The sequence below is a fragment of the Thauera phenylacetica B4P genome, assembly GCF_000310225.1.
GTDB lineage: Bacteria > Pseudomonadota > Gammaproteobacteria > Burkholderiales > Rhodocyclaceae > Thauera > Thauera phenylacetica.
In genome coordinates this window covers 1-25374 of record NZ_AMXF01000042.1, presented here as the reverse complement: position 1 = coordinate 25374, position 25374 = coordinate 1, and the positions used below count along the sequence as shown (strand labels likewise).

Below are 25374 nucleotides of genomic sequence, written 5' to 3'. Positions count from 1 at the left end.
GGCGGCCGTCGATGCGATGCGCCAGTTCATGCGCATGGCATCGACGGCCGCCGAGGGGATCGACCTCAAGGCGCTGATCAACGAGGGGCGGGCATGAGCTTCGTGCTCGATAACTCGGTGGCGATGTGCTGGCTGCTGGCCGATGGCAAACCGGCCGATGTAGCGTACGCCGAGGCCGTGCTCGATGCGCTGCGTGAGCAGCAGGCGCTGGTCCCATCGCTGTGGGCGCTCGAGGCCAGCAACGTGATCGCCCGGGCCGAGGCCAAGGGGCTGCTCACGGAGGCGCGCTCGCAGGCCTTCGTCGTCCTCCTGCAGCGACTGAACATCGCTACCGATCCCGCCACCGCAGCGCACGCCTTGGGCGACACCCTGCACCTGGCCCGGCGTTACAAGCTATCGGCGTACGACGCGGCGTATCTGGAGCTGGCCCTGCGAACCGGCCTGCCCCTCGCGACCCTGGACGCAGATCTCGAGAAGGCGGCGCAGGCCGCAGGCGTGGAGGCGTTCGCCCCGAACTGACCGGGCGCCGAGCCGTCGCTCTTGTAGCGGATGCGCTGATCGGCGATGGCCGCGAAGTTGTCGGCCTTGACTTCGAGATGAAGCTTGTCGAGGAAGTTGTCCTTGATTACCAAGGGTGGGAGCCTGAAGTGGCGTCCCGAGTGAAGTGGGTGCGAGTATCGCTGGTATCCCGGTGGAGAAAGGCTGCTCGGCAAAGTCCGGGCGCTGACCGCTGGAGCGGCATGGGCGGTGGCACGCAGGATGTTGCTGCGTGCGCCCAGCGTGCGCGGACCGCAGCGCGGATGCAGCTATCGAGCAGCCCGGCGGGCCACGATCAACCACGGAGTCGATCGTATTCGCATGATGGTTGGAGCTCGTTTCCAATGATCAGTGCCAATCGAGGCATCTGGCGGGTGACAGCAGCTCGGCCTGACCGGCCATTCATTTCCGTTAAGTGAAACGGCTGGTTTGCCGGGTACATCGGCCACACGTCTTCCTGCGCATCTAGCCCAGCTTCGCGCTACACGACGCGGCGTAGCATTTAGGGGGTGGGGTGGATCCAGCAACCGGGACTCTCGCTGTCGAAGAAATCCACATCGACATGCGCCCCCAATTCGTCGTGGATCGTCTGGAAGACCCTATTGCAGTAAGGCTGATTTCCTCGGAATACCGATACCGCCACGCGATTGATGCCCGTGCCTTTCATGCGTTTCAGAAGATGGATGTCTTGGTCACCGAAGCCCCAACCGTAGACCACCAGCGTGTCCCGCTGCGATTTCAGGACCTCTCTGTAGACGGTTGAGAGGTAGTAGCTGTTCTGGATGGAGGAAACTTTCTGCTGCCACGTTCCCTCGCTCACGAACAAGGGCACGACCTCTCCGTTTTGCCAGCGCTGCAGGACCGCCTCCAACAATCCGTCCTGAAGGTTGTGAATTTTACGCTCCCGCTCGACCAAGTTTCGGCACAACACCAGACTGCCATGCGCATAGAACACGAGCGAGGTCGAACGATCACCTCGGATCGGTTGCCTGAATCGCTTCCAGTCATCGTCGAGAACGCCACCTCGCACAAAGCAGTCTTTGAACGCATGCTGGTCGTCGATATCCAGCCCATACGTCAAAGCCCAATACACCACAAGGTCGTAGTTGAGCGAGATGACGGTTCTGAACCGCTTCAGAAACTGATAGATACTCGGCAGGTGGGCACTTACCGCACCGTGCTCAGGGTGAATGTCGCGGACTGTTTGGATGAGGCAGTCCCTAAGACCGACGTAGGCGGCATGGGTACGCTCGTCCGGTATGCGTAGCGAACGATTGACGTTTAATGCCTGCCAGACGATTCGAAGAACCAGCTCAAAGTCGTTGGTCCGAAAGAACTCGAACAACCGCCGAGTGTCGTCAGAGAGCAGGTTCCGCTCGGCGGCATGTTGCAGCAGCGAGCCGTAGGAGAAGCTCGGGCTGACGGAAATGCTGGCGCCATTGCCGAGCAGAATCGTGCATCCGTAACTCTCAGCAATTTCTTCCCAAGGCCTGATCTCAAACGGCATGTCTTCTGGTCCTTGCGCATTCAAGTATATGGAATTCGTGCGAGATGGTTCTTAACCAGGAACCAGCACATATTGAGTGCGAAAGAACGACCAAGCCGAGTCATCTGATCTTCGGGGATTCCCATTGGGCGGTGAGCGCCAGGACTGAGAAAGCCGAAGACCCCGGCTAGTCCTTTCTCTTCCTCTGTGGTGATCTCGCCGCTGCCGCGCAGGAATGCAAGCACCTCGCCCCACTTTGATGGGTTGTAGGCAGCGGGCGTCTGCCGCTGCGAGGCAACATGGGCGGCTATGTCGCCGGCCAAAGTTTCGAGCGCCACACGGGCGTTCACAAGCGATGCGTTGTAGTCGGGCGGAGTTGCCCGGAATGCGCCAGCCGAATCGTTGATCTTGGCGATGATCTCCTGCGCGCGAGGGGCCCCTGAGTTTTGTAGCGCCGTGATCAGGTCGTCCTCCAATGGAGCCGCATCGGAAATCGACGGATCGGCCTGGATCAGCTTCTTGTCCTGGATGATGTAGCCGTCCAGCAGGAGGCATTGCGCAAGATCACGCTGGCGTTCGTCGAATCGATATTTTGGATTGACCCTCGCCCGTAGATCGCCCGGAGTTGCAATGACCTCAGCCAGCGCAAGCATGAGCGTGCGGTCATCGAGGTCGCGAAGCGTATTCAATAAACCGTACAACAGTCGCCCGTGCGACACCGACAGGGGCTCAGCGCCGTACTTACTCAGAAGCACGATTGAAACCATCGGCTCCTGCAACTCCAGGAATTGGGCAAACGAACAACGGGTTCTTTTTCCGATCATGCTGCCTCTCGAAAATTTCAGGAGGGCGTATCAAGCTTGTTTTTACCCTTAGCCCGGAAGTTTTAGCTCAGTCCGACGTTCTAGATTTCAATCAACCCCGAACTCATCCGAATCTGATACCAAACAGCCCGCCATCCTCCGTTGCATCTGTCAATCGCGTGGAAACAACATAGTCACTCAGGTCAAAGCCTTCGATGGTCTCTTTGAAGGCATCGTCTTCATTCATCGTCACGATGTACTGAAAACCAAGCTCCTGCGCGATCTCTGAGCCAAGACGCAAGGCACTAATGACCTGGCGGCCGTCGACGCCGTCGAACAGGTGGCTGTCATGCATCAGGAATCCCGGTCCCATCTGCCGCTTGGCGCACAAGCGCATCAGCATCATGTCGAAACAGAAGATCTGCATGTTCTTGATGCCCTTGCTGCGTTCCCCTTGCATAGGGAACTTGAGCACCGGACCGTTGGAGGTTTCATCGACTGTCAAGCTACCGGCCGATTCATACAGGCGTTGCGAGGTTTCCTCGAACGCAACGATGGCGTCCGCCAGTCGGTCCTTCTGCTCGGCAAAGTCACGCCGCAGACGGATCGTGAGGCGATTGCGTTCGATCTCCAACTCGTTCTTGGTGCCTTCGAGCTGCTCAGCGGCTTCGAAGCGTTGCCGCAACGATTCCACTTCGGACTCCAGTCGCCCCAGTTCGCCTTGCAGCTTGAGGAACTGTTCGAGCGCGCCATGGCTTCTGAGAATGCCCAGGATTTCGCCGCGCCTCTGGTCGAACTGCGCCTTCTTGCTATCGCGCAGCTCGATACGGAGCTTCGCCGCTTCGAGTTCGCTGGACAGATAGTCCTTGCGATTGCGCACCACCGATTCATGAAAGCTCTTGACGTCCTCATAGCGGCGTTTGACCAAGCCAGGTAGCACGACGCCCGCTTCTTTATAGACCGCGTGAAGGTCTTCATGGTCTGGAGGAACCTCGGATGCGAGCGCGCTTTCCAGATCACGAATAGCCGAGAAGTCGATGGTATTGGCGTTGGCCAAGTCGTTGAGCTGGCGGGTCAGGCTGGCGCTCTCGACTTCCAACTCCCGGTACTCCGGCAAGACCTGGAAAGTCTCGATTTCCGCGTGAAGCTTCTTGAGACGAGCCTCCTGGATGGTTAGTTCTGTGCGCAAGTCGGCGGCCTTGCCGATGATTGAACCGAATGCACCGTTGCCAGCCGCCTTCCTGAGTTCCTCGAGGGTCTTCTCCCGATCGCGAACAGCTTGCCAATCCCGGGCAATCTGCCAGTCCAATCCAAGCAGGAACATCAGCGCCATTTGCATGTCGCCGGTGCCCTGCATCGTGGCCTGCTTTTCTGGGGTCATGAAAGCGCCGCTTGCCTGTCGGCGTACAAAGTAGGCAAACAGCGATCGGAACGATGGTGGCTTGCTGCCTGCAGCTTCAAGGCTGCGCAGCCCAAACATTTGTTCGCCAAGGAACGCACACCACTCAGTAGCCGAAAACTTGACCTTCGCTGCAGGCGGGGCTGTCACGAAGATTTTGGCTTTGGAACTACCGCTACGCTCGACGAGCGTGCGTTCCGACTTCAGATCTAAGTCCATGCCAAACGTGTGCTCCGCCAGCTCAGGGGTGCGGAAAATCGAGTCTGGACCGGCGTCAGCACCAAGCAGAAAATGCACCAGCTCAACGAAACTTGTCTTGCCGGCGCGATTGCGCGTTTGCTTGGTCGTTGCGCCCTCGGTTTTTTGGGCGAGCAGCACATTCAGGCCGGGCTTCAGGTCCCCAAGATTCTTGAAGCTCGGCAGCGTGCTAAAGATGTGATGAATCACGCTGCCCTCCGTGTTACTAGGCCGCTTTCGAGTTCTATGGTTCCAAGGGCGTACAAAAGATCGAGGGCGAGCAAGAACCAGTCATAGTTAATACACCGGGGCGTTACTGCCACGCCAGCGTCATGCCTGTTTAATTCCTCCCAAAGAGCGGAGACAGTCTTCGGGTGTGCGAGGAACGTCAAAACATGCGCGCCGACGGTCAGTAGCGCACGATCCTGCGGCAGATGCTTGGATGGCAGGATCATGCCGCCCCCACCGCTTGAGCATCCTCAAAAATCTCACACTTATCGAACAGGTACGCCATGACTGCCAACACCGCTGCCTTATGCGTAGGCGTTGAATTTGCAATGCCCCCCGCCCATGCTTCGAGGTGCCCGAAAATTTCATCAGGATGGAGCTGGTGAACTCCATCCCGCAGCGCGACGTACTCGCTCTTGAATGCCGCCGCAATTTGTTCGCCGTAGGTAGGGTTCTTCCAGTTATTGAAAAACTGTGCAACGAGTGGCGATTTCTGCATGCCGATCTTCAGAAAGTCCGCGACTGCTTGGGACAGGAGGTTCGCCTCGATCTTCCCGCGTGACACGTCCTTCACTTCGCTGGCCGTAGGCAGAGGAGTGATGCTGATGTGTGTGAGCACGGCGATCAGGTCGCTGTAGCCAAGATTGACGTTCGCTTCCATCGTCAGCGAAGGCCCAAACCAGGATTCAAGATCCTGCAGACTCAACTGGCGGAACTTCACCAACATTTCCTCGTATCCGCAGTGGCCGATTTTGATCTGTGGATTGTCTTTCCCGAGTTTGGCTAGGACTTCGATGATGTGAGGACCCAAGCGACCATCGGGTGCGTTGTGGACGAAAGTCCACTCATCGAAATATTTTCTCCAGTGCTCCTTTGCCCCCTCGAAGTCCTCGTTGATCTTCTTGGTGGCTTCGGCGGCGCTCAATTCATTGGGGGCGTAGCTCTGGAACAGGATTCGCGCAGAAGGTAGATACCCATCGTTTTTCCGGTCTCCAACATTGCCCCAGGGCCGGCAAGCCATGAAATCGTTGGGGTGGGCCTTCGACATCAGCTTCTCGAACAGGCGTTGAAACGCGTCCCCCTTGGATTCCAAGAAGGCGATGCGGAAGTCCTTTTCATAGTTGAGCTGTTGTACTCGATCCATGGGTTCTAGCCTGTGCATTAATGGCATTAAAATATAACAGGCCGTTCCTCACTTTCTCTCGGTATCCGATTGAGGCTGAGCAGGCTTGATGTCGAATGGAAGAGTTTTTGTCGGCGGCAATGCAATATGGCATTAGCCCAATGGCACACAAATCAGAAAAAAGCCATTCCGGCCGACACGTTAGTGGCCACCACTTTGATCTGCCCGTCAACCCAAGCGGGACCAACATCACTGTTTCCCATTGTCAGTCTCAAGGTAGTTTTCTTGCTGCATTGTGCCTCGGCTGCGCTTGAATGTCATTTGTCTATTGCTAGGCGTCCCAAGAGTCATCGTATCGTCAGATCGGGAAGCCGCCGTTCTTTGCGTCTCAGCCATGCGCGACAGGTAAACGCCACATTACTGCCTGATTCCGCGCGCAGGGGCAACGGCCGCTCCGGCCGAGCTGCCGCCAGACGTTTGGCTTGACGTATACGTCCTCGAAGTCGATCAGGCCGTGCTTGGTGCGCAAGGCCGGCCTCCGGAGTGGCGGTCAGGCGGTCGATCCGCGCATCTGCAGCGTCGCGCGGCATTTCGGGAAACGGACACAGCCCCAGAATCGCCCGTGCGTGCCGTCGCGCGCAGCCATCTTCACCCCGCAGGACGGGCAGGTGGGCGTCGTCCAGTCGCCTTCCGTCGCGAAGTCGAGCAGTTGCCGACGCAGGGCCTCGGGCAAGCGCTCGAGCATGGCGAGGAACAGTTTGCCGTCGAGCAGGGTGATGCGGTTCTCGGCGGCGAAGGCGCGAGCCTCGTCGGTGAAGCCGTTCGGCGCCATGAAGAAGGCCTTGTCGACGCGCTCGTGCGCCATCACGCCCCGCAGTTCCCGCACCGGCTTTACGCCGACGGCCTGGTTCCAGGCCTTGCACTGGACGACGGCCGTGCAACGCCGGGGATCGGCGTCGTCCTGGAACAGGCGGATGTCGACGCCGCCGTCGGCGCCGAGCCGGGTGGTTTCGGCGCGGAGGCCTTTCACCCGATAGAACTCGCAGCACAGGTCTTCGAAACGCTTCCACTCGATGCGGTCGATGAGCTCGCGTGACCACGCGGTCGGGCGGGCTTCGGGCGCTGCGGCGCTGGTCGGGGGGGCGAATGATTCCGCAAGCGGGGCCTTGTCGAGCTCCGGCAACGAGGCTTCGGTCGCGCGAGCCGCCGCTTGTGCCGGGCGGTTTGTTGGCGAGCGTGGCGGAGCTCGCGAGTCTTGCGGGCGCTGCCGCAGCAGGCGGATCAGCGAGATGCCGCCGAAGACGACGGCCATCAGCCAGGCCAGCGGTACGACGATCAGCGCCAGGCTGCCGAGCACGCGGCTGCTGCCGAACAGGGCGGGGATGATCACGGTGGCGGCAAGGACGCACACGGCCGCCATGGCGGCAGAGACCTTCCAGTCGGACGTGGCGGCGATCTCGATCAGGCCCGGATCGCGGCGGGACTTGCGGTAACGGCGGGACATGCCGCAATTATGCTTTGCGCGAATGCATTTGGCAGTTCCGAAGCAATGACATCCGCGAACTACTTCTCGGGTCTGGGCCGATTTGACGAGTGTGGTGCGAGGCGCGACGACCGCAGCCGCCGCGCCACTCGCTCGCCTCAGCGCATCTCGAACGCCTCGCGCCGGAAGCTCAGCCGACGTCCCCACTGCCGCGCCAGCCCGGCCTTGAGCTGGTCGCCGAAGCCGCGCGGGCCGCAGAACCAGACTTCCGCGCGCTGGCCGTCGGTGGCCGTGGCGGCGAGGCGCTCGGGGGTCAGGTCGTCGCCGTCGGCGCGGTCGTGGATGTGCAGGCTCACGCTCGGCAGCCCGGCGCACAGGCTGCGCAGGCGTTCGATGAAGGGGTCGTGCGCCGCGCCGCGGGTGCTGTAGTGCAGCTCCACCGCCGGGGCCGCGGCGGGGTCGGCGCGCAGGGCGTCGAGCCAGGCCAGGAAGGGGGTCACGCCGATGCCGCCGGCGACCCAGATCTGGCGCGCCTTGGGGTCCTGGCGGCCGAGCACGAAGCGGCCGTAGGGGCCTTCGATGGTGACCGCCTGGCCGACCGCGACGCGGCTGGCGAGCTGGCGGGTGTAGTCGCCCAGGGCCTTGATCTGAAAGGTGAGGCTGCGGTCGCCGTGGTCTGCGCTGGCGATGGTGAAGGGGTGCGAGCCCTCGAAGCCCTCGAGGCCGACGAAGGCGAACTGCCCGGCCTGGTGACCGCGCCAGGCGCCGTCGAGCCGGCACACGATCTCGGTGACGTCGGGGACGGGCGAGGACACGGCGGTGACCACGCCCTGCACCTTGCGGTCGTGGCCGATGCGGCCTGCCAGCGCGATGACCGAGGCGACCGTGCCCGCGGCCAGCAGCAGCGCGAGCAGCACGCCGACCGGCTGCGTCCAGTAGTCGGGCGGCGCCAGCACGGCGGCGTGGAAGGCGAGCAGCAGGTAGAACACCGGCATCGCGCGGTGCAGGTGGCGCCAGAACTTGTAGGGGAAGCGCTTCCACAGGCTGAGCACGACCATGGCCAGCACGAGGTAGATGGCGAACTCGCCGAGCTCCTCGCCGGCGTCGCGCAGCATCTCGTAGAGGCCGCCGAATTCGTCGTGCGCGGGCTTCCCGGCCTTGCCGTAGAGCGACTTGATGACGTCGTCGGACATCTCGATCAGCCAGTGCAGCGCGGCGAACACCGCAGCCAGGATGCCGGCCCACTTGTGCAGGCGGAAGATGCGGTCCATGCCGCCGAGCGGGCGCTCGAGCACGGTGGGACGGGTGGCGAGCACCATCGCCAGCGACATCAGGCCGATGGCGAGCAGGCCGCTGAGGTAGAGGCCCTGCTCGCGGACGAGCCAGGGCAGGGAGGCGCTGCCGCCGTCGAGGGCGGCGACGTTCAGCCCCCAGGCGAGGGCGAGGATGCCGATGAAGGCGGACAGGGCGGGGATCATGGCGAGGCCTCCCGGGTGGCTGGAATGAAGAAGGGGGCGCCGGCCGTGCCGTCGCCCCCTCGCGCAAGCGCTTACTTGGCGCGCTTGACCTCGGTCTTGAGGACGTCGCCGGTGACCGGATCGACATCCAGCTCCACGCGCTGTCCTTGCGGGTCGGTGGCCTTGACCTCGTACTTGTTCTTGTCGCGCTCGATCTCGCGGAAGTCGGTGTAGCCGGCGGCTTCGAGCTTGGTCTGGACGTCCTTCGGGCTCATCCAGTTGGATTGGGCGGCGGGGGCGGTCGCGGCGGCCGGGGTGGCAGCCGGGGCTGCGCTCTGGGCGAACGCGGGGGCGATGGCGGCGCCGGCGCCGATGAGTCCGCCGGTGAGGGCCAGGGTGGCGATGAGGGTGGTGGCACGCATGATGGCATCTCCTTGGTTGGGGGCGGTCCTGTCTTGACCGTGATGCCATGCTGCGCGCCGCTGCCTGAATCGATGCTGAAGGAGCCGTTCATCGCGCGTTCATCTTTGCCGCGACGGCGAAGGGGCGGATTGTGTCGACGGCGGCGGCGGCCGCCGCGGTTTCAGCCCGCCAGGCGCTGGTAGCGCGCCAGGCGCACGTCCACCGTCATCGTCAGCGCGCTGAGCGCCGCCGCGCGGGCGCGGCCTTCGGCGGTGGCGCGGTAGAGGTGGGGCGTCATCGCCAGCAGGGCGGCGATGGCGGCGGGGCCATCTACGTGGATCTGGAAGCGCAGGCTGTCGGTGCCGAGGTGCTCGAAGCCGGGCGGTGCGCTGCGGCTGGCTGGGCGTTCGGGCTTGAGGGTGGGGTAGATGACTTCGCGCAGCTCGCGCAGGTGATTGGGGCCGGCGTCGACCTGCAGCAGCTCGCCGCCGCGGCGCAGGACGCGGGCGAATTCGGGGTACACCGGAAAGCCGAACATGCACAGCACGCGGTCGAGCGTGGCCGGCAGCACCGGCAGGCCGGCGTTGCTGCCGACGATCCAGGTGGTGCTCGGGGCGGCGCTGGCGCTGGCGCCGGCCTGGCTGCGGGCGTCCTGAAGGTCCCGCTTCGCCGCCGCCTGCACCGCCCACTTCGAGATGTCGAGGCCGGCGAGCGCGAGCGGGCGCGCTTCGGCCGCGGCGGCCGCGGCGAGCTGGCGCAGGTAGTAGCCCTCGCCGCAGCCGGCGTCGAGGCAAGTGAGCGTGCGGCCCGGCACGGCGCCGGCGAGCACCGCCTGCGCCACCGCGTCGGCGATCGGCTTGTAATGCCCGGCCTCGAGGAAGCGCCGGCGCGCGGCGACCATCTCCTTGCTGTCGCCGGGGTCGCGCGAGCGCTTGTTCTGTACCGGAAGCAGGTTCACATAGCCCTGGGCGGCGAGGTCGAAGCAGTGCCCTTCGGGGCAGCGCAGGCTGACGGCCTGGCGTTGCAGCGGCGCGCCGTCGAGCGGGCAGGCGAGGGCGGTGAAGGGAAGGGCGGACATGGTCGGCGGTCGTCGATGGAGGCGGACGCGATGATAGGGGAGGCCGTGGCGTGGCGGCGAGCGGCCCGGCTGCGCGCGTCCCGGGCTACCATCGGGCGGATGACCGAGGAGCCCCGCCGATGCACGCATCCGAAACCTTGCTGAACACCCTGCGCCGGCCCGGCGTGCTGCCCGGCTCGGAGGGGGGCGTCGAGCTGATCGAGACCCACATCTCGTGGGTGCTGCTCGCCGGCGAGCACGCCTGGAAACTGAAGAAGCCGCTCGACCTCGGCTTCCTGGACTTTTCCACGCCGGCGCGCCGGCGCGAGGCCTGCGAGGCGGAGCTGCGGCTCAACCGCCGCACGGTGCCGGAGATCTACGAGGCGGTGGTGGCGGTGAGCGGCAGCCCCGAGGTGCCCCGCCTGGACGGCGGCGGCGCGCCCTTCGACTGGCTGCTGCGCATGCGCCGCTTCGACCAGGCCGGGCTGTTCTCGCGCCTGCTCGACGAGGGCCGGCTGGCGCCGGCGCTCTTCGATCGCCTCGCCCGCCACGTCGCCGAGTTCCACGCCGCCGCCGCGGTGGCGGTGCCGGGCGGGGGCTACGGCGACGCGGCCGCGGTGCATGCGCCGGTGCGGCAGAACTTCGCACAGATGCGCGAGCGCCTCGATCCTGGCGTCCATGCCGACCTGCTCGCGATGCTGGCCCGGGTGGAGGCCTGGGCCCAGGCGCAGTACGCCGCGCTCGCGCCGGTGTTCGCCGTGCGCCTGGCCGAGGGGCGGGTGCGCGAATGCCATGGCGACCTGCACCTGGGCAACCTGGTCGTGCTCGACGGCGAACCGCGCCTCTTCGACGCGATCGAGTTCAGCGCCGAGCTGCGCTGGACCGATGTCGTCGCCGACGTCGCCTTCCTGGTCATGGACCTGCAGGCGCGCGGGCGGCCCGCGCTGGGCTGGCGCTTCCTGAACGCCTGGCTGGAGCGCTGCGGCGACTACGCCGGCCTGCGCGTGCTGCCCTACTACCTGAGCTACCGCGCCATGGTGCGCGCCAAGATCGCCGCGATCCGCGCCACCCAGCTCGACGGCGCGGCGCGCGACGCGAGCGTGGACGAATGCCGGCGCTACCTCGCGCTCGCCGAGGCGCAGATGGCGCCGGGCGCGCCGGCCTTGCTGGTGGCCTGCGGGGTGTCGGGCGCGGGCAAGACCAGCCAGTCGCAGTCCCTGGTGGAGGCGGGCGGGGTGATCCGGGTGCGCGCCGACGTCGAGCGCAAGCGCCTCGCCGGCCTGTCGGCGGAGGCGACGAGCGGCTCCGCCCTCGGCGGCGGGCTGTACACGCCGGAGGCGACCGTGCAAACCTATGCGCGCCTGGCCGAGCTGGCGCGCGTGGTGCTCGAGGCCGGGCGCCCGGTGCTGGTCGACGCCACCTTCCTCGAGCACGCCCGGCGCGCCGCCTTCGCGAGGCTCGCGCACGAGCTGGGCGTGCCCTTCGCGATTCTCGCCTTCGATGCGCCCGAGGACGTCTTGCGCGCGCGCGTGCGCGCCCGCCTGGCAGCCGGCGGCGACGCCTCCGAGGCCGACGAGGGCGTGCTCGAGGCGCAGCTGCGCAGGCGCGAGGGCTTCGCTGCCGAGGAACTCGCGCGCGTTCTGCCGATCGATACCGGGTCGGCGCCCGATTGGCGCAGCCTGCTGCCGGCGCTGTCGCGGCTGTGGCCGGGGGCCCCCCGGATGGACAGCCCGCCCCTCACCCACTGAACGCGCCTCGCGGCGCGACCGGACCGCCCGCGCACGGCGGCCGGGCAAGGCCACACAGAGAACCCTGCACTCGATGGATACCCTCACCCACGCCCTCTCCGGCGCCCTCGTCGGTCGCATGCTCGCCGGGCGCCGGCCTGCCGTCGACGCCCGGGCGGCGAACGCCGCGCAGGTGCCGGTCTGGCAGATGGTGGTCGCCGGCACCGCGGCGGCCATCTTTCCCGACCTCGACTTCGTGCTCGGCTGGATCTCCGAACTCACCTACCTGCGCGGCCACCGCGGCGTCACCCACTCGCTGATCCTGCTGCCGCTGTGGGGTCTGCTGATCGCCTGGCTGCTGGCGCGCTTCTGGCAGCGCGGCGGGCGCGCCGGCGCCGGCTGGCGGTCCTTTTACCTCGTGGTGTGCAGCGCGCTCTTCGTGCACATTCTCGGCGACCTCATCACCCAGTTCGGCACCATGATCCTGGCGCCCTTCTCCGACCAGCGCTTCGGCTGGGGCACCACCTTCATCATCGACCTGCCCTTCACCGGCATCATCGTGGCAGGCCTGCTCGCCAGCGCGCTGTGGCGCAGCAGCCGGGTGCCGGCGGCGACCGCGCTGGTGCTGCTCGCCGGCTGGGTGGGCGTGCAGGCGATGGGCCGCGCCGAGGCCATCGACGCCGCGCGCGCCTACGCCGCCGCGAACGGCATCGAGGCGGTCGAGGTCGACGCCGCGCCGCGTCCGGCCTCGCCCTTCAACTGGACCGCGATCGTGTTCGACGGCGAGCGCTACCACTACGCCCACATCAACACCCGGCGCAGCGAGCCGCTCGTCGCCACCGAGGACGACAACTTCATCCGCCGCTTCTCCGCGCCCTATATGCCGCTGGCGATGGCGCAGTGGGAGGTGCGCGAGCGCTTCGGCAACGGCAGCACGCGCGCGCTCGCCGAGCAGGTGTGGAACGCCGAGGACTTTGCCTTCTACCGCTGGTTCGCGATGTTCCCGGTACTCGACCATGCGGGCGAGGGGGCGGACGGCGAGCGTTGCGCCAGCTTCAAGGACCTGCGCTTCCTCACCCCGGGGCGCGACCGCCAACCCTTCATCTACGGCCTGTGCAACGTCGCCGACGGCTGGCGCCTGTTCGAGCGCGAGGCCGGTGGGCTGCGCTGGATCGATCCGCGATGACGGCGCCGACGGACGACCCGCACGATCCGCGATCCGCGCCCGCGCCTGTGGGAGCGAGCTTGCCCGCGAACGCCGCGCCCGAAGCCCCCGAATCCGCCCCCAGGCCCCCGCGTTGGCGGCGCTGGGCGGTCGAGATCGGCCTCTTCTTCGCCGTCTTCTTCGCCATCCAGGCCTGGATGGCGCGCGACGTGCCCGCCGGCCCCGCCCCGGATTTCGCCACCGTCGCCGCCGACGGCCGTGCACTCAGCCTCGCCGAGTGGCGTTCCGCCCATCTGGGCCAGGCGGTGGGCGTGTATTTCTGGGCCGAGTGGTGCCCGATCTGCACCGCGCAGCAGGGTACGATCGAGGGCGTGCAGGCCGACTATCCGGTGCTCACCGTCGCCATGCAGTCGGGCGGCGCGGCCGCCGTGAAGTCGGTGCTCGCCGAACGCGGTCTCGACTGGACCACCGCCATCGACGCCGACGGTCGCATCGCCCAGACCTACGGGCTGCGCGGCGTGCCGGCCTTCGTCATCGTCGACCCGGCCGGCCAGATCCGCTCGGTGTCGCTCGGCTACACCACGGGCTGGGGGCTGCGGGCAAGGTTGTGGTGGGCGGGTTTGAGTTCTTGAGGAGCAGCAAATGGGCGCACCCGGACTGATCGCCGCCTTCACCGCCGGTGCAGCCACGCTCGCCGGCGGGCGGGCGCTGGTGCATTGGGGGATCCGCAAGGGCCTGGCGGCGCCGCGGGTGCCGCATCACACGGAGCCTGGCGCGCTCGGGCTGGCGTTCGAGACGCTGCGCATCGGCACCGAGAACGGCAAGTCGCTGCATGCGTGGTTCATCCCCGGGCCGGCTCGCGCCGCAGTGGCCGAAGCGGAGGTGGCGACCGCCGCCGCGCCGGCGGTACTGGTGATGCACGGCTGGGGCGGCAACGCGGCGCTGATGCTGCCGCTCGCCCGGCCGCTGCACGAGGCCGGCTACGCGACCCTGTTCGTCGATGCGCGCTGCCACGGCGCGAGCGACGACGACAGCTTCGCCTCGCTGCCGCGCTTTGCCGAGGACACCGAACACGCCTTCGCGTGGCTCTCCACGCGCGCGGGTGTCGACCCCGCGCGCATCGCCCTGCTCGGCCATTCGGTCGGTGCCGGCGCGGTGCTGTTCGCGGCCTCGCGCACGCCGCAGGTTGCTGCGGTGGTCAGCGTGGCGGCGTTCTCGCACCCGGCGGCGATGATGCGGCGCTGGCTGGCGGCCAAGCGCATCCCCGAGAAGCCGGTCGGGCGCTACATCCTCGACTACGTGCAGAAGACCATCGGCCACCGTTTCGACGACATCGCGCCGGTGACCACGATCGCGCGCATCCGCCGTCCGGTGCTGCTGGTGCACGGTGCGGACGACGAGGTGGTGCCGATCGACGAGGCCATGCAGATCTACGCCATGCGCGGCGACACCCCGGTCGAGCTGATGACGCTGACGGGCGACCACGAATCCTTTGCCGACCTCGAGCACCACATGGGGCGCTTGGTGGGGTTTCTCGACCGCGTGCTGGCCGTGGGGCCCTCCGGTTTGTAGAATCGACCCTCCTTCCCATCCTCCGGCGTGCATTCCGGCCGGAAAAACAAGCACAACACGGAGACCTCCTCATGCAGAAACGCCGCTTCACCGCCCTCATCGCCGGCCTCGCCGCCTCCGCCGCGCTCGGCTTCTCGCTGCCGGCCGCGGCCCAGCAGTACAAGGACGAATACAAGCTCTCCACCGTGCTCGGCGAGGCCTTCCCCTGGGGCTGGGGCGCCAAGCGCTGGGCCGATCTGGTCGCCGAGAAGACCGAGGGCCGCATCAAGATCAAGGTCTATCCGGGCACGTCGCTGGTGTCGGGCGACCAGACCAAGGAATTCACCGCGCTGCGCCAGGGCATCATCGACATGGCGGTGGGCTCGACCATCAACTGGTCGCCGCAGGTCAAGGAGCTCAACCTCTTCGCGCTGCCCTTCCTGATGCCCGACCACAAGGCCATCGACGCGCTCACGCAAGGCCGCGTCGGCACGAAGATGTTCGAGATCCTCGCCGAGCGTGACGTGGTGCCGCTGGCCTGGGGCGAGAACGGCTTCCGTGAGGTCTCCAACTCGAAGAAGCCGATCCGCACGCCGGACGACGTCAAGGGCATGAAGATGCGCGTGGTGGGCTCGCCGCTGTTCCTCGCCACCTTCAACGCCCTCGGCGCCAACCCGACGCAGATGAGCTGGGCCGACGCCCAGCCGGCGATGGCGACCGGCGCGGTCGACGGCCAGGAGAACCCGCTCGCCGTGTTCAACGCCGCCAAGCTGCACACCGTGGGGCAGAAGAACCTGACCCTGTGGGGCTACGTCGCCGACCCGCTGATCTTCGTGGTCAACAAGAACGTGTGGAACTCGTGGTCCGAGGCCGACCGCAAGGCGGTGTCCGAGGCCGCGCAGCAGGCCGCCAAGGAAGAGATCGCCCGCGCCCGCGCCGGCATCTCGGCGGGCGACGACGCGCTGTTGAAGGAGATCGAGGCCAACGGCGTGGCGGTGGTGCGCCTGTCGGACGCCGAGCGCGACGCCTTCCGCACCGCCACCGCCGGCGTGTACAAGGAATGGGCCGAGAAGATCGGTGCCGACCTGGTCAAGCAGGCCGAGGAAGATATCGCCAAGCGCTGACCCTGGACTGTGTCCGGCGCTGCCCTCGCGGGCGGTGCCGGGCGCTTGCTGTGGCCGATGCAAGTTCGTTTTCGCGGGCAAGCCCGCTCCCGCGGTGCCGGGTGCGCCGGTCAGCCGTGTGGGAGCGGGCTTGCCCGCGAATGTTTTTAACCGTAGTGAGTTGCCCCAATCCGCCAGGCGCCATTGCGCCCACGGATGAAGCGTTCCATGACCCCCGAAATCCCAGATTCCGCACCCGCCGAGCACCCGCCCTACACCATCGAGCAGACCCTCTCCGGCATCGTCATGGGCCTGATCGTGCTGATCACCTTCGGCAACGTGCTGGCGCGCTACTTCACCTCGCAGTCCTTCGCCGCGACCGAGGAGTTCTCGATCGCGCTGCTGATCGTGCTGTCCTTTCTTGGTTCGTCGGCGGCCTTCGCCTTCGATCGCCACATCCGGGTCGACTTCTTCGTGCGCAAGCTGCCGCCGGGCTTGCGCGCGTTCGCCGACTGGCTGTCGTTCGCGGTCACCGCCAGCCTGTTCGCCTTCATCGCCTTCTACGCCGGCAAGCTCACCTGGGACCAGTACCGCTTCGAGGAGACCTCGCCCGCGCTCGGCGTGCCGCAGTGGTGGTACACGGTTTGGATGCCGGTGCTGGCGGTGGCGCTGGTGTTGCGCCTGGTGATCACCCGGCTGCGGCGGCGCTCGCCGCCTCCCGAGGGGGATGCGCGCGGTGACGCGAGGGCCGCCCAATGATCGGCACCGTCCTCATCGGCCTCTTCCTGCTCGCGCTGGTCGCGGGCATGCCGCTCGCCACCGGCCTTGGCGTGGCGAGCATCGCGGTGCTGGCGCTGGCGGGCTTCGACCAGCTCGCGGTGCCGACCAACATCTACGCCGGCATCGCCAAGTACCCGCTGCTGGCGATCCCGATGTTCATCCTCGCCGGCATGATCTTCGAGTGCTCGGGGGTGGCGATCCGCCTGGTGCGCTTCGTCACCGCGATCGTCGGCGAGTGGACGGGCTCGCTCGCGGTGGTGGCGGTGCTGGTGTCGATGCTGCTCGGCGGCATTTCCGGCTCCGGTCCGGCTGATGCGGCCGCGGTGGCGGCGGTGATGCTGCCGTCGATGATCGCGCGCGGCTATCCCAAGGGCTTCTCGGCCGGCCTGATCGCCGCCTCGGGTTCGACCGCGATCGTGATCCCGCCCTCGGTGGCTTTCATCGTCTACAGCGTGATGGTGCCGGCGGCCACGGTGCCGGCGCTGTTCGCGGCCGGCCTGTTCCCGGGCATGATCGCCGCGCTGTGCCTGCTGGTGCCGGCGATCGTCATCAGCCGCAAATATGGCTTCGGCCGCGACTACAAGGCCGAACGCCCGCCGCTGGGCAAGAGCTTCATCGACGCGATCTGGGGCCTGCTGGCGCCGGTGATCATCCTCGGCGGCCTGCGCACCGGCATCTTCACGCCCACCGAGGCGGCGGTGGTGGCGGTGGCCTACGGCATCTTCGTGGGCATGGTGGTGTATCGCAGCATCAGCTTCCGAGGCCTGTTCCGCGTGCTGGTCGAGGCCGGCGAACTGTCGGCGGTGGTGCTGATGATCATCGGCATCGCCTCGGTGTTCGCCTGGGCAGGCAACACGCTCGGCATCTTCGACGTCGCGGCCAGGGCGCTGGTCGGGCTGCACTCGAGCGAGTGGCTGATGCTGCTGTCGATCAACCTGCTGCTGCTCGCCGCGGGGATGTTCCTCGACGCGATCTCGATCTTCCTGATCCTGCTGCCACTGCTGGTGCCGATCGCGATCGCGATGGGCTGGGACCTGGTGTGGTTCGGCGTGATGATGACGATCAACCTCGCCATCGGCCAGTTCACGCCGCCGATGGCGATCTCGCTGATGATCACCTCGCGCATCGCCGGTATCGGCATGGAGGAGACCTTCAAGTGGGTCGTCTGGCTGGTGCTGGCGATGGGCGCCGGGCTGGCGCTGATGATCGTGTTCCCGCAGCTCGCGCTGTGGCTGCCGGGGAAGCTCGGCTACCTGTAGCCACGGGCTCCCCGGTCCCCTCAATCCGGCTGGTCGAGCAGGTCGTCGATGGCGATCTGGATGCGCTGCGCGACGCGCGCGCGGTCGAGCCCGGGGTTGCGGATGGTGCGCACGAGCAGGCCTTCGAAGAGGCTGGCGAGCACCTCGACCATGTGCTCGATCGCGGCCGGCGTGTCCTGGTGGCCGGCGGCGCGGCGGATCTCGCCGATGGTGATCGCGAGCTCGCGCCGGCAGGTGGCGTCGGCCTCGCGCACGATCTGCGCCACGCGCGGGTTGCGGGCGGCTTCGGCGACGATCTCCAGCTTGAGCGCGGCGCCGGCGGGGTCGAGCTGGTCGGCCACGCCCTCGGCGGCGCGCTCGATCAGCGCCGCGCGCACGTTGCAGGCGGCGCGCAGCTCGGCGGTGAGGGTGAGCAGGCTCTCCAGGTCCTGCGCCACGATCGCCGCGATGATGGCTTCCTTGTTGTCGAAATAGTGATAGATGTGGCCGGGGCTCATGCCGGCGGTCTTCGAGATCTGCGCGATGCTGGCGCCGTGGAAGCCGTGCTCGCGGAAACACTGTGCGGCGGCGTGCAGGATCTGCTGGCGGCGCGCGGTGGCACGCGAGGCATCGGTGGAGGCGGAGGCGTCGGGGAGTTTCATGCTGGACGGATCTGTGGCGAGCGCCTTCCGCAGGGCGAAAGCGCGCTCGCGATGAAATGAGAATCGGCTTGCGATGCGGCAAACCATAACATAGAATGAGCGTTCGATCTAGAATAACCATTCGAACGGCAGGGCGTCCGGATGCTGCGTCAGTGGCGCGGCCGGCGTTGCCGTTTCCCGCGTTCACGAGGCTCCCATGCAGATGCTTTCCCTTTCCAGGCCGGCCGTTGCGCTCGTCCTGAGCAGCCTGTTCCTTGCCGCCTGCGGTGGCGGCAAGGAACAGGCCGCCACCGCAGGCGCCCCGCCGCAGGCGCCGGCGGTGACGGTGATGACGGTCGCCAGCGGCAGCGTGCCGATGGTCACCGAGCTGCCCGGTCGTACCACGCCCTACCTGATCGCCGAGCTGCGCCCGCAGGTCACCGGCATCCTCACCCAGCGCGCCTTCGACGAGGGCAGCGAGGTCAAGGCCGGGCAGGTTCTCTACCGCATCGACGACGCTCCCTACCAGGCCGCCCACGACAGCGCCAAGGCCGCGCTCGCCCGCGCCGAGGCCAACGCCCAGGTGGCGCGCATCAAGGCCGAGCGCCACGCCGGGCTGGTGAAGATCGACGCCGTCAGCAAGCAGGCCAACGACGACGCCCAGGCCGGACTCAAGCAGGCCCAGGCCGAGGTCGCGGCGGCGAAGGCGGCGCTCGACAAGGCGAAGATCGATCTCGACTACACGCGGCTCAAGTCGCCGATCGCCGGGCGCATCGGGCGCTCGGCGGTGACGCCGGGCGCGCTGGTCACCGCCAACCAGGCGCAGGCGCTCGCCACCGTGCAGCAGCTCGACCCGATCTACGTGGACCTGACCCAGTCGAGCGCCGACATGCTGCGCCTGCGCGCCGAGATCGCCGCCGGCCGCCTGCAGGCGGGTGCGAAGGGCGAGGTGCCGGTGAGGCTGATCCTCGAGGACGGCAGCGAATACCCCGTCGAGGGCCGCCTGGCGCTCTCCGAGGTCACCGTGGATGCAGGCACCGGCAGCGTGACCCTGCGTGCGCGCTTCGCCAACGCGGACGGCGTGCTGCTGCCCGGCATGTACGTCCGCGCCCGCCTGCCGCAGGGTACGCGCAGCGAGGCCATCCTGGTGCCGCACAAGGCGCTGTCGCGCGACCCGCTCGGCAACGCGCTGGTGATGGTGGTCGATGTCGAGAGCAAGGTCGAGGCGCGCCCGGTGAAGGTGGCGCAGTCGCTCGGCTCGGACTGGGTGGTGACGGGTGGCCTGACGGCCGGCGAGCGCATCATCGTCGAGGGGCTGCAGAAGGCCCGCCCGGGCACGCCGGTGCAGGTGCAGGAGGCCGGGGCGGGTGCGCCGCCGGCCGCCGCGCCTGCGGCCAAGGCCAGCTGAGGTAGCCGACCATGGCCCGTTTCTTCATCGACCGACCCATCTTCGCCTGGGTCATCGCGATCGTCATCATGCTGGCGGGCGCCCTGTCCATCCAGCAGCTGCCGGTGTCCCAGTACCCGTCGATCGCGCCGCCGGCGATCGTCATCAACGCCCGCTACCCCGGCGCCTCCGCCAAGGCGGTGGAAGACTCGGTGACGCAGATCATCGAGCAGAAGCTCACCGGCCTCGACGGCCTGCTGTACATGAAGTCGACCAGCGACGCCTACGGCAACGCCTCGACCACGCTCACCTTCTCCGCCGACACCGACCCGGACATCGCCCAGGTGCAGGTGCAGAACAAGATGCAGACCGCGCTGCCGCTGCTGCCGCAGGCCGTGCAGCAGCAGGGGGTGACGGTCGCCAAGTCGGCGATGAACTTCCTGATGGTGGTCGGCTTCGTGTCGGCGGACAACTCGATGACCGGCACCGACCTGTCCGACTTCCTGGTGTCCTCGGTGCAGGACCCGCTGTCGCGCGTCGATGGCGTGGGCGAGGTGCAGGTGTTCGGCGCGCAGTACGCGATGCGCGTGTGGATGGACCCGGCCAAGCTCACCAACTACCGCCTCACCCCGGGTGACGTGCGCACCGCGCTGGTGGCGCAGAACACCCAGGTGTCCGCCGGCCAGCTCGGCGGCACGCCGGCGCTGCCCGGCCAGGGCTTCACCGCCACCATCACCGCCCAGAGCCGTCTGCAGACCGTGCAGGAGTTCGAGGACATCCTGCTGCGCAGCAGCACGCAGGGTGGCGAGGTGCGCCTGAAAGACGTCGCGCGCATCGAGATCGGCGCCGAGAACTACGGCACCGTCGCACGCTTCAACGGCCAGCCGGCCGCGGGTGTCGGCGTGCGCCTGGCCTCGGGCGCCAACGCGCTCGACACCGCCACCGCGGTGCGCGCCAGGCTCGACGAGATGAAGCGCTACTTCCCCGAAGGCGTGGAGTACGTGGTGCCCTACGACACCACGCCCTTCGTCAAGATCTCGATCGAGTCGGTGGTGATGACGCTGATCGAGGCGGTGGTGCTGGTCTTCCTGGTGATGTACCTGTTCCTGCAGAACTTCCGCGCCACGCTGATCCCGACCATGGCGATCCCGGTGGTGCTGCTCGGCACCTTCGGCCTGATGGCGGCGTTCGGCTTCTCGATCAACACCCTGACCATGTTCGGCATGGTGCTGGCGATCGGCCTGCTGGTGGACGACGCCATCGTGGTGGTCGAGAACGTCGAGCGCGTGATGACCGAGGAGGGCCTACCGCCCAAGGAAGCGACCAAGCGCTCGATGGACCAGATCACCAGCGCGCTGATCGGCATCGGCCTGGTGCTGTCGGCGGTGTTCGTGCCGATGGCCTTCTTCGGCGGCTCGACCGGCGTGATCTACCGCCAGTTCTCGATCACCATCGTGTCGGCGATGGGCCTGTCGGTGCTGGTGGCCATCGTGTTCACCCCGGCGCTGTGCGCCACCATGCTCAAGCCGGTGCAAAAGGGCCACGAGCATGGCGAAGGTGGCCTGTTCGGCCGGTTCTTCCACTGGTTCAACCTCAAGTTCCACAACGGCACCCAGCGCTACGAGCGCAGCGTGGGCGGCATCCTCAAGCGCAGCGTGCGCTTCCTCGCCATCTACCTCGCCATCGTCGCGGTGCTCGGCCTGCTCTTCGTGCGCATGCCGACCTCCTTCCTGCCCGAGGAAGACCAGGGCGTGATGTTCAACCAGGTCATGCTGCCCGCCGGCGCCACCCAGGAGCGCACGCTCGAGGTGCTGAAGAAGGTCGAGGACCACTTCCTCGAGAACGAGAAGGACACCGTGCGCGCCATCTTCACCGTCGCCGGCTTCTCCTTCGGCGGCAGCGGCCAGCACATGGGCATCGGCTTCGTGAACCTGAAGCACTGGGACGAGCGCAGCGCGCCCGGCCAGGACGTCAAGTCGATCGCCGGGCGCGCGATGGGCGCGTTCGCGCAGATCCGCGAGGCCATGGTGTTCGCCTTCGTGCCGCCGGCGGTGATCGAACTCGGCACCTCGGGTGGCTTCACCGTGCAGATGCAGGACCGCTCCGGTTTGGGTCACGAGGCTCTGCTCGCTGCGCGCAACCAGTTCCTCGGCATGGCGGCGCAGGACAAGCGCCTCGTCGGCGTGCGCCCCAACGGCCAGGAGGACATGCCGGAGCTCAAGCTCGACATCGACCACGCCAAGGCGGGGGCGCTCGGCCTGTCGGTCGCCGACATCAACGACACCTTGTCCACCGCCTGGGGCGGCAGCTACATCAACGATTTCCTCGACCGCGGCCGCATCAAGAAGGTCTATCTGCAGGGCGATGCGGGCTCGCGCATGACGCCCGAGGACCTCGACAAGTGGTACGTGCGCAACAAGGCGGGCGACATGGTGCCGTTCTCGGCCTTCGCCACCGCGCACTGGACCTATGGCTCGCCGCGCCTGGAGCGCTTCAACGGCCAGCCCTCGATGGAGCTGCTCGGCCAGGCCGCGCCCGGGCTGTCGTCCGGCGAGGCGATGCAGGCGGTCGAGGAGATCATGGCGAAGCTGCCCCCGGGCATCGGCTACGACTGGTCGGGCACCTCGTACGAGGAGCGCCGCTCCGGCTCGCAGGCGCCGGCGCTGTACGCGCTGTCGCTGCTGGTGGTGTTCCTGTGCCTGGCGGCGCTGTACGAGAGCTGGTCGGTGCCCTTCGCGGTGATGCTGGTGGTGCCGCTCGGCGTGCTCGGCGCGCTGCTCGCCGCCAGCGGGCGCGGGCTGTCGAACGACGTGTATTTCCAGGTCGGCCTGCTCGCCACCATCGGCCTGTCGTCGAAGAACGCGATCCTGATCGTGGAGTTCGCCAAGGCGCAGATGGAGGAGGGCAAGGATCTGCTCACCGCCACGCTCACCGCGGTGCGCATGCGTCTGCGCCCGATCATCATGACCTCGCTCGCCTTCGGCTTCGGCGTGCTGCCGCTGGCGATCGCCACCGGCGCCGGCGCCGGCAGCCAGAACGCGATCGGCACCGGCGTGCTCGGCGGCACCATCGGCGCGACGCTGCTCGGCCTGTTCTTCGTGCCGCTGTTCTACGTCGTGATCAAGCGCGTTTTCCCGGACAAGCCCAAGGACGCGGCCGTGGTGCCGACCGCCCAGGAGGGACGTTGAAATGAGTGAATACCGTGCAAACATCGCCGCCGGACGGGCAGGGGCGCTCGTGACCGAGGCCGCTCTCGCTGGGGCCGGTCGGTCGGCGCAACAGCCCGCGGGCCGGCTGGCTGCGGGCGGCGCCCGTCTGCCGCTGCGCGGCCTGCTGGTGGCGCTGGCCACTACCCTGCTCGGCGCGTGCTCGATGATTCCGGTCTTCGAGCGCCCCGCGGCGCCGGTGCCGGCGAGCTTCCCGCAGGCCCAGCCCAGCGCGGCCCCAGCGGTTGCGCCGCCGGCCGACACCATCGCCTGGCGCGACTACTTCGCCGACGAACGCCTGCGCAACGTCATCGCGCTCGCGCTCGACAACAACCGCGACCTGCGCGTGGCGGCGCTCAACATCGAGCGTGCGCGCGCCCAGTACGGCATCCAGCGCGCCGACCTGTTCCCGTCGATCGCGGTCAACGGCGGGCAGAACGCGCAGCGCGTGCCGGGCGACCTGAGCATGAGCGGGGACTCGACGGTCAGCCGCCAGTACTCGGCCAACCTCGGTTTCGCCAGCTACGAGCTCGACTTCTTCGGCCGCGTGCGCAGCCTGGAGGAGCAGGCGCTGCAGACCTACCTCGGCACCGAGGAGGCCCGCCGCAGCGCGCAGATCAGCCTGGTGGCCGAGGTCGCCAACGCCTGGCTGCGCCTGGCCGCCGATCGCGAGCGCCTGGCGCTGGCGAGGGGCACGCAGCAGACCCGCCAGGAATCCCTCGATCTGGTGCGGCGCAGCTTCGAGCTGGGGGCAGTGTCCGCCCTCGATGTGCATCAGGCCGAGACCTTGCTGCAGAGTGCGCGCGCCGATGCAGCGCGCTTCGAGACCGTGGTTGCCCAGGACCAGAACGCGCTGGCGCAACTGGTCGGCGCCGGTGTTCCGGCCACGCTGTTGCCGGACGGGCTCGAGCAGGCGGTCGCCACGGTGGCGGAGCTTCCCGCCGGGGTGCCTTCCGAGGTGCTGACGCGTCGCCCCGACATCGTGCAGGCCGAACGTGCCCTGCTGGCGGCCAACGCCAGCATCGGTGCCGCACGCGCCGCTTTCTTCCCGCGCATCACGCTGACCGCCACCGCCGGCACCGCGAGCAGCTCGCTCGACGGCCTCTTCGACGGCGGCTCGGGCGCCTGGAGCTTCGTGCCGCAGTTGCGCCTGCCGATCTTCGAGGCCGGCCGGCTGCAGGCCAGCCTGGATCTCGCCGAGATCCAGCGCGACATCAACGTCGCCCAGTACGAGAAGGCGATCCAGTCCGCCTTCCGCGAGGTGGCCGATGCCCTTGCCGAGCGCGCGACCGTCACCGAGCGCATCGACGCCCGGCGCAAGCAGTTGGCGGCGACGCAGAACACCCTGAAGCTGTCCGACGCGCGCTACCGCGGTGGCGTCGACAGCTATCTGAGCCTGCTCGATGCCCAGCGCAGCCTGTACGCGGCAGAGCTGGAGCTGATCGGCGTCCGCCTCATCGAGGCGACCAACCGTGTCGAACTCTACAAGGCGCTCGGCGGCGGCTGGCAGTGAGGCGTGAGGCGTGAGGCGTGAGGCGTGAGGCGTGAGGGGCGTTACACTGCCTGGCCATGTACACCGCCTCCACGCCCCCCGCCGACACCGACCGCCGCATCCCGGTGACCCTGCTCACCGGTTTCCTCGGTGCCGGCAAGACCACGCTACTCAACCACCTGCTGCGCCAGCCGCAGATGGAGGGCAGCGCGGTCCTGATCAACGAGTTCGGCGCGATCGGCGTCGACCACCACCTGGTGGAGAAGGTCGACGAGAGCCTGGTCGTGCTCGATTCCGGCTGCATCTGCTGCAGCGTGCAGGGCGACCTCGTGCGCGCGCTCAAGGGCCTCTTCATGCGCGCGCTGCGGCGCGAGCTGAAGGGCCTGCGCCGGGTGCTGATCGAGACCACCGGCCTGGCCGACCCGGCGCCGGTGATCCACACCCTGATGGCCGAGCCCTTCCTGTCCGAGCGCTACCGGCTCGACGGCGTGGTGACCGCGGTCGATGTCACCCATGCGCTCGATCAACTCGGCCAGCACAACGAGGCGGTGCGCCAGGTCGCGATGGCCGATCGGCTGCTGCTGACCAAGTGCGACCTGGCTTCCGCCGGGCAGCGCGCAGCGGTCGCGGCGGGCGTCGCCCGGCTCAACCCGGGCGCGCGGCAGGTGGAGGTCGCAGGCGGCGCCGTCGCCGCCGACGAGGTGTTCGGCTGCGGGCTCTACGATCCGACCGGCAAGCTCCCCGACGTCGCTGCCTGGCTGGGCGAGGAGGCGGTGCTTGCCGCCCGGCGCGCGCCTGCGGCGCCGGTGTGGTCGCGTGCGGGCACGAGGACGTCCGCCGCAACGCACGGCGCCACGGATGGCGCCGGCGGC

At 67.6% G+C, this 25374-nt stretch carries 22 protein-coding genes; 12 read left to right on the top strand and 10 right to left on the bottom strand.

The window, feature by feature from the left end; genetic code table 11:
• The first annotated feature begins 93 nt into the window (after positions 1–93).
• On the top strand, positions 94–519 hold the full coding sequence (locus C667_RS08150; protein ID WP_004360238.1) for a type II toxin-antitoxin system VapC family toxin: 426 nt from the start codon (positions 94–96) through the stop codon (positions 517–519).
• Between the two features lie 520 nt (positions 520–1039).
• Here C667_RS08150 and C667_RS08145 read toward each other — a convergent pair.
• From C667_RS08145 to C667_RS08110, 9 genes are all read right to left on the bottom strand, one after another.
• A complete protein-coding gene (locus C667_RS08145) occupies positions 1040–2044 on the bottom strand; it encodes a DUF4917 family protein (RefSeq protein WP_004360237.1) in 1005 nt (334 codons plus the stop codon).
• Positions 2045–2064: 20 nt separating this feature from the next.
• Positions 2065–2847 (bottom strand): hypothetical protein, encoded by a 783-nt coding sequence (locus C667_RS08140; protein ID WP_211207681.1) that lies wholly within the window; start codon positions 2845–2847, stop codon positions 2065–2067.
• A 103-nt stretch (positions 2848–2950) separates the two neighbouring features.
• Positions 2951–4672, bottom strand: a complete 1722-nt coding sequence (locus C667_RS08135; RefSeq protein WP_004360235.1) for an ABC-three component system protein — start codon at positions 4670–4672, stop codon at positions 2951–2953.
• Positions 4669–4917 carry an ABC-three component system middle component 6 gene (locus C667_RS26745; protein ID WP_083881291.1) on the bottom strand — a complete coding sequence of 83 codons (249 nt, stop codon included), beginning with the start codon at positions 4915–4917 and terminating at the stop codon, positions 4669–4671. Before C667_RS26745 ends, C667_RS08135 begins: the two co-directional genes overlap by 4 nt.
• On the bottom strand, positions 4914–5834 hold the full coding sequence (locus tag C667_RS08130; protein WP_004360234.1) for an ABC-three component system protein: 921 nt from the start codon (positions 5832–5834) through the stop codon (positions 4914–4916). Before C667_RS08130 ends, C667_RS26745 begins: the two co-directional genes overlap by 4 nt.
• A 529-nt stretch (positions 5835–6363) precedes the next feature.
• Complete coding sequence (locus C667_RS08125) at positions 6364–7317, bottom strand: restriction endonuclease (RefSeq protein WP_004360233.1); 954 nt, start codon at positions 7315–7317, stop codon at positions 6364–6366.
• 137 nt (positions 7318–7454) lie between these two features.
• A complete protein-coding gene (locus C667_RS08120; RefSeq protein WP_004360232.1) occupies positions 7455–8774 on the bottom strand; it encodes a ferredoxin reductase family protein in 1320 nt (439 codons plus the stop codon).
• A 71-nt stretch (positions 8775–8845) separates the two neighbouring features.
• Entirely contained in the window at positions 8846–9175 is a 330-nt protein-coding gene (locus C667_RS08115) for a PepSY domain-containing protein (protein WP_004360231.1), read from the bottom strand.
• 161 nt (positions 9176–9336) lie between these two features.
• Positions 9337–10233, bottom strand: a complete 897-nt coding sequence (locus C667_RS08110; protein WP_004360230.1) for a putative RNA methyltransferase — start codon at positions 10231–10233, stop codon at positions 9337–9339.
• A 119-nt stretch (positions 10234–10352) separates the two neighbouring features.
• Between C667_RS08110 and C667_RS08105 the strand changes: the two genes are divergently transcribed.
• From C667_RS08105 to C667_RS08075, 7 genes are all read left to right on the top strand, one after another.
• Entirely contained in the window at positions 10353–11960 is a 1608-nt protein-coding gene (locus C667_RS08105; protein WP_004360229.1) for a bifunctional aminoglycoside phosphotransferase/ATP-binding protein, read from the top strand.
• A gap of 73 nt (positions 11961–12033) precedes the next feature.
• Positions 12034–13125, top strand: a complete 1092-nt coding sequence (locus tag C667_RS08100) for a metal-dependent hydrolase (protein ID WP_004360228.1) — start codon at positions 12034–12036, stop codon at positions 13123–13125.
• 59 nt (positions 13126–13184) lie between these two features.
• Positions 13185–13736 carry a redoxin domain-containing protein gene (locus C667_RS08095; protein WP_245538445.1) on the top strand — a complete coding sequence of 184 codons (552 nt, stop codon included), beginning with the start codon at positions 13185–13187 and terminating at the stop codon, positions 13734–13736.
• Positions 13737–13746: 10 nt separating this feature from the next.
• Positions 13747–14676: an alpha/beta hydrolase gene (locus C667_RS08090; RefSeq protein ID WP_004360226.1), complete on the top strand. Its 930-nt coding sequence runs from the start codon at positions 13747–13749 to the stop codon at positions 14674–14676.
• A gap of 71 nt (positions 14677–14747) precedes the next feature.
• Positions 14748–15779 carry a DctP family TRAP transporter solute-binding subunit gene (locus C667_RS08085; RefSeq protein WP_004360225.1) on the top strand — a complete coding sequence of 344 codons (1032 nt, stop codon included), beginning with the start codon at positions 14748–14750 and terminating at the stop codon, positions 15777–15779.
• 207 nt (positions 15780–15986) lie between these two features.
• A complete protein-coding gene (locus tag C667_RS08080; protein ID WP_051174648.1) occupies positions 15987–16517 on the top strand; it encodes a TRAP transporter small permease in 531 nt (176 codons plus the stop codon).
• The gene (locus C667_RS08075; protein ID WP_004360221.1) at positions 16514–17797 is read left to right on the top strand and encodes a TRAP transporter large permease; all 1284 of its coding nucleotides are present in this window, start codon (positions 16514–16516) and stop codon (positions 17795–17797) included. The genes C667_RS08080 and C667_RS08075 overlap by 4 nt, the downstream gene beginning before the upstream one ends.
• Before the next feature lie 20 nt (positions 17798–17817).
• Here C667_RS08075 and C667_RS08070 read toward each other — a convergent pair whose 3' ends face one another.
• Positions 17818–18438, bottom strand: coding sequence for a TetR/AcrR family transcriptional regulator (locus C667_RS08070; protein ID WP_004360219.1), 621 nt, complete (start codon positions 18436–18438; stop codon positions 17818–17820).
• Between the two features lie 196 nt (positions 18439–18634).
• Here C667_RS08070 and C667_RS08065 point away from each other — a divergent pair, with 196 nt between their 5' ends.
• The 4 genes from C667_RS08065 to C667_RS08050 all read left to right on the top strand — a co-directional run.
• A complete protein-coding gene (locus C667_RS08065; RefSeq protein WP_004360217.1) occupies positions 18635–19825 on the top strand; it encodes an efflux RND transporter periplasmic adaptor subunit in 1191 nt (396 codons plus the stop codon).
• 11 nt (positions 19826–19836) lie between these two features.
• On the top strand, positions 19837–22992 hold the full coding sequence (locus tag C667_RS08060; protein WP_004360216.1) for an efflux RND transporter permease subunit: 3156 nt from the start codon (positions 19837–19839) through the stop codon (positions 22990–22992).
• 1 nt (position 22993) lies between these two features.
• A complete protein-coding gene (adeC, locus tag C667_RS08055) occupies positions 22994–24523 on the top strand; it encodes an AdeC/AdeK/OprM family multidrug efflux complex outer membrane factor (protein ID WP_004360214.1) in 1530 nt (509 codons plus the stop codon).
• A gap of 56 nt (positions 24524–24579) precedes the next feature.
• The coding region (locus C667_RS08050) for a CobW family GTP-binding protein (RefSeq protein ID WP_004360212.1) at positions 24580–25374 on the top strand (795 nt) is incomplete at its 3' end.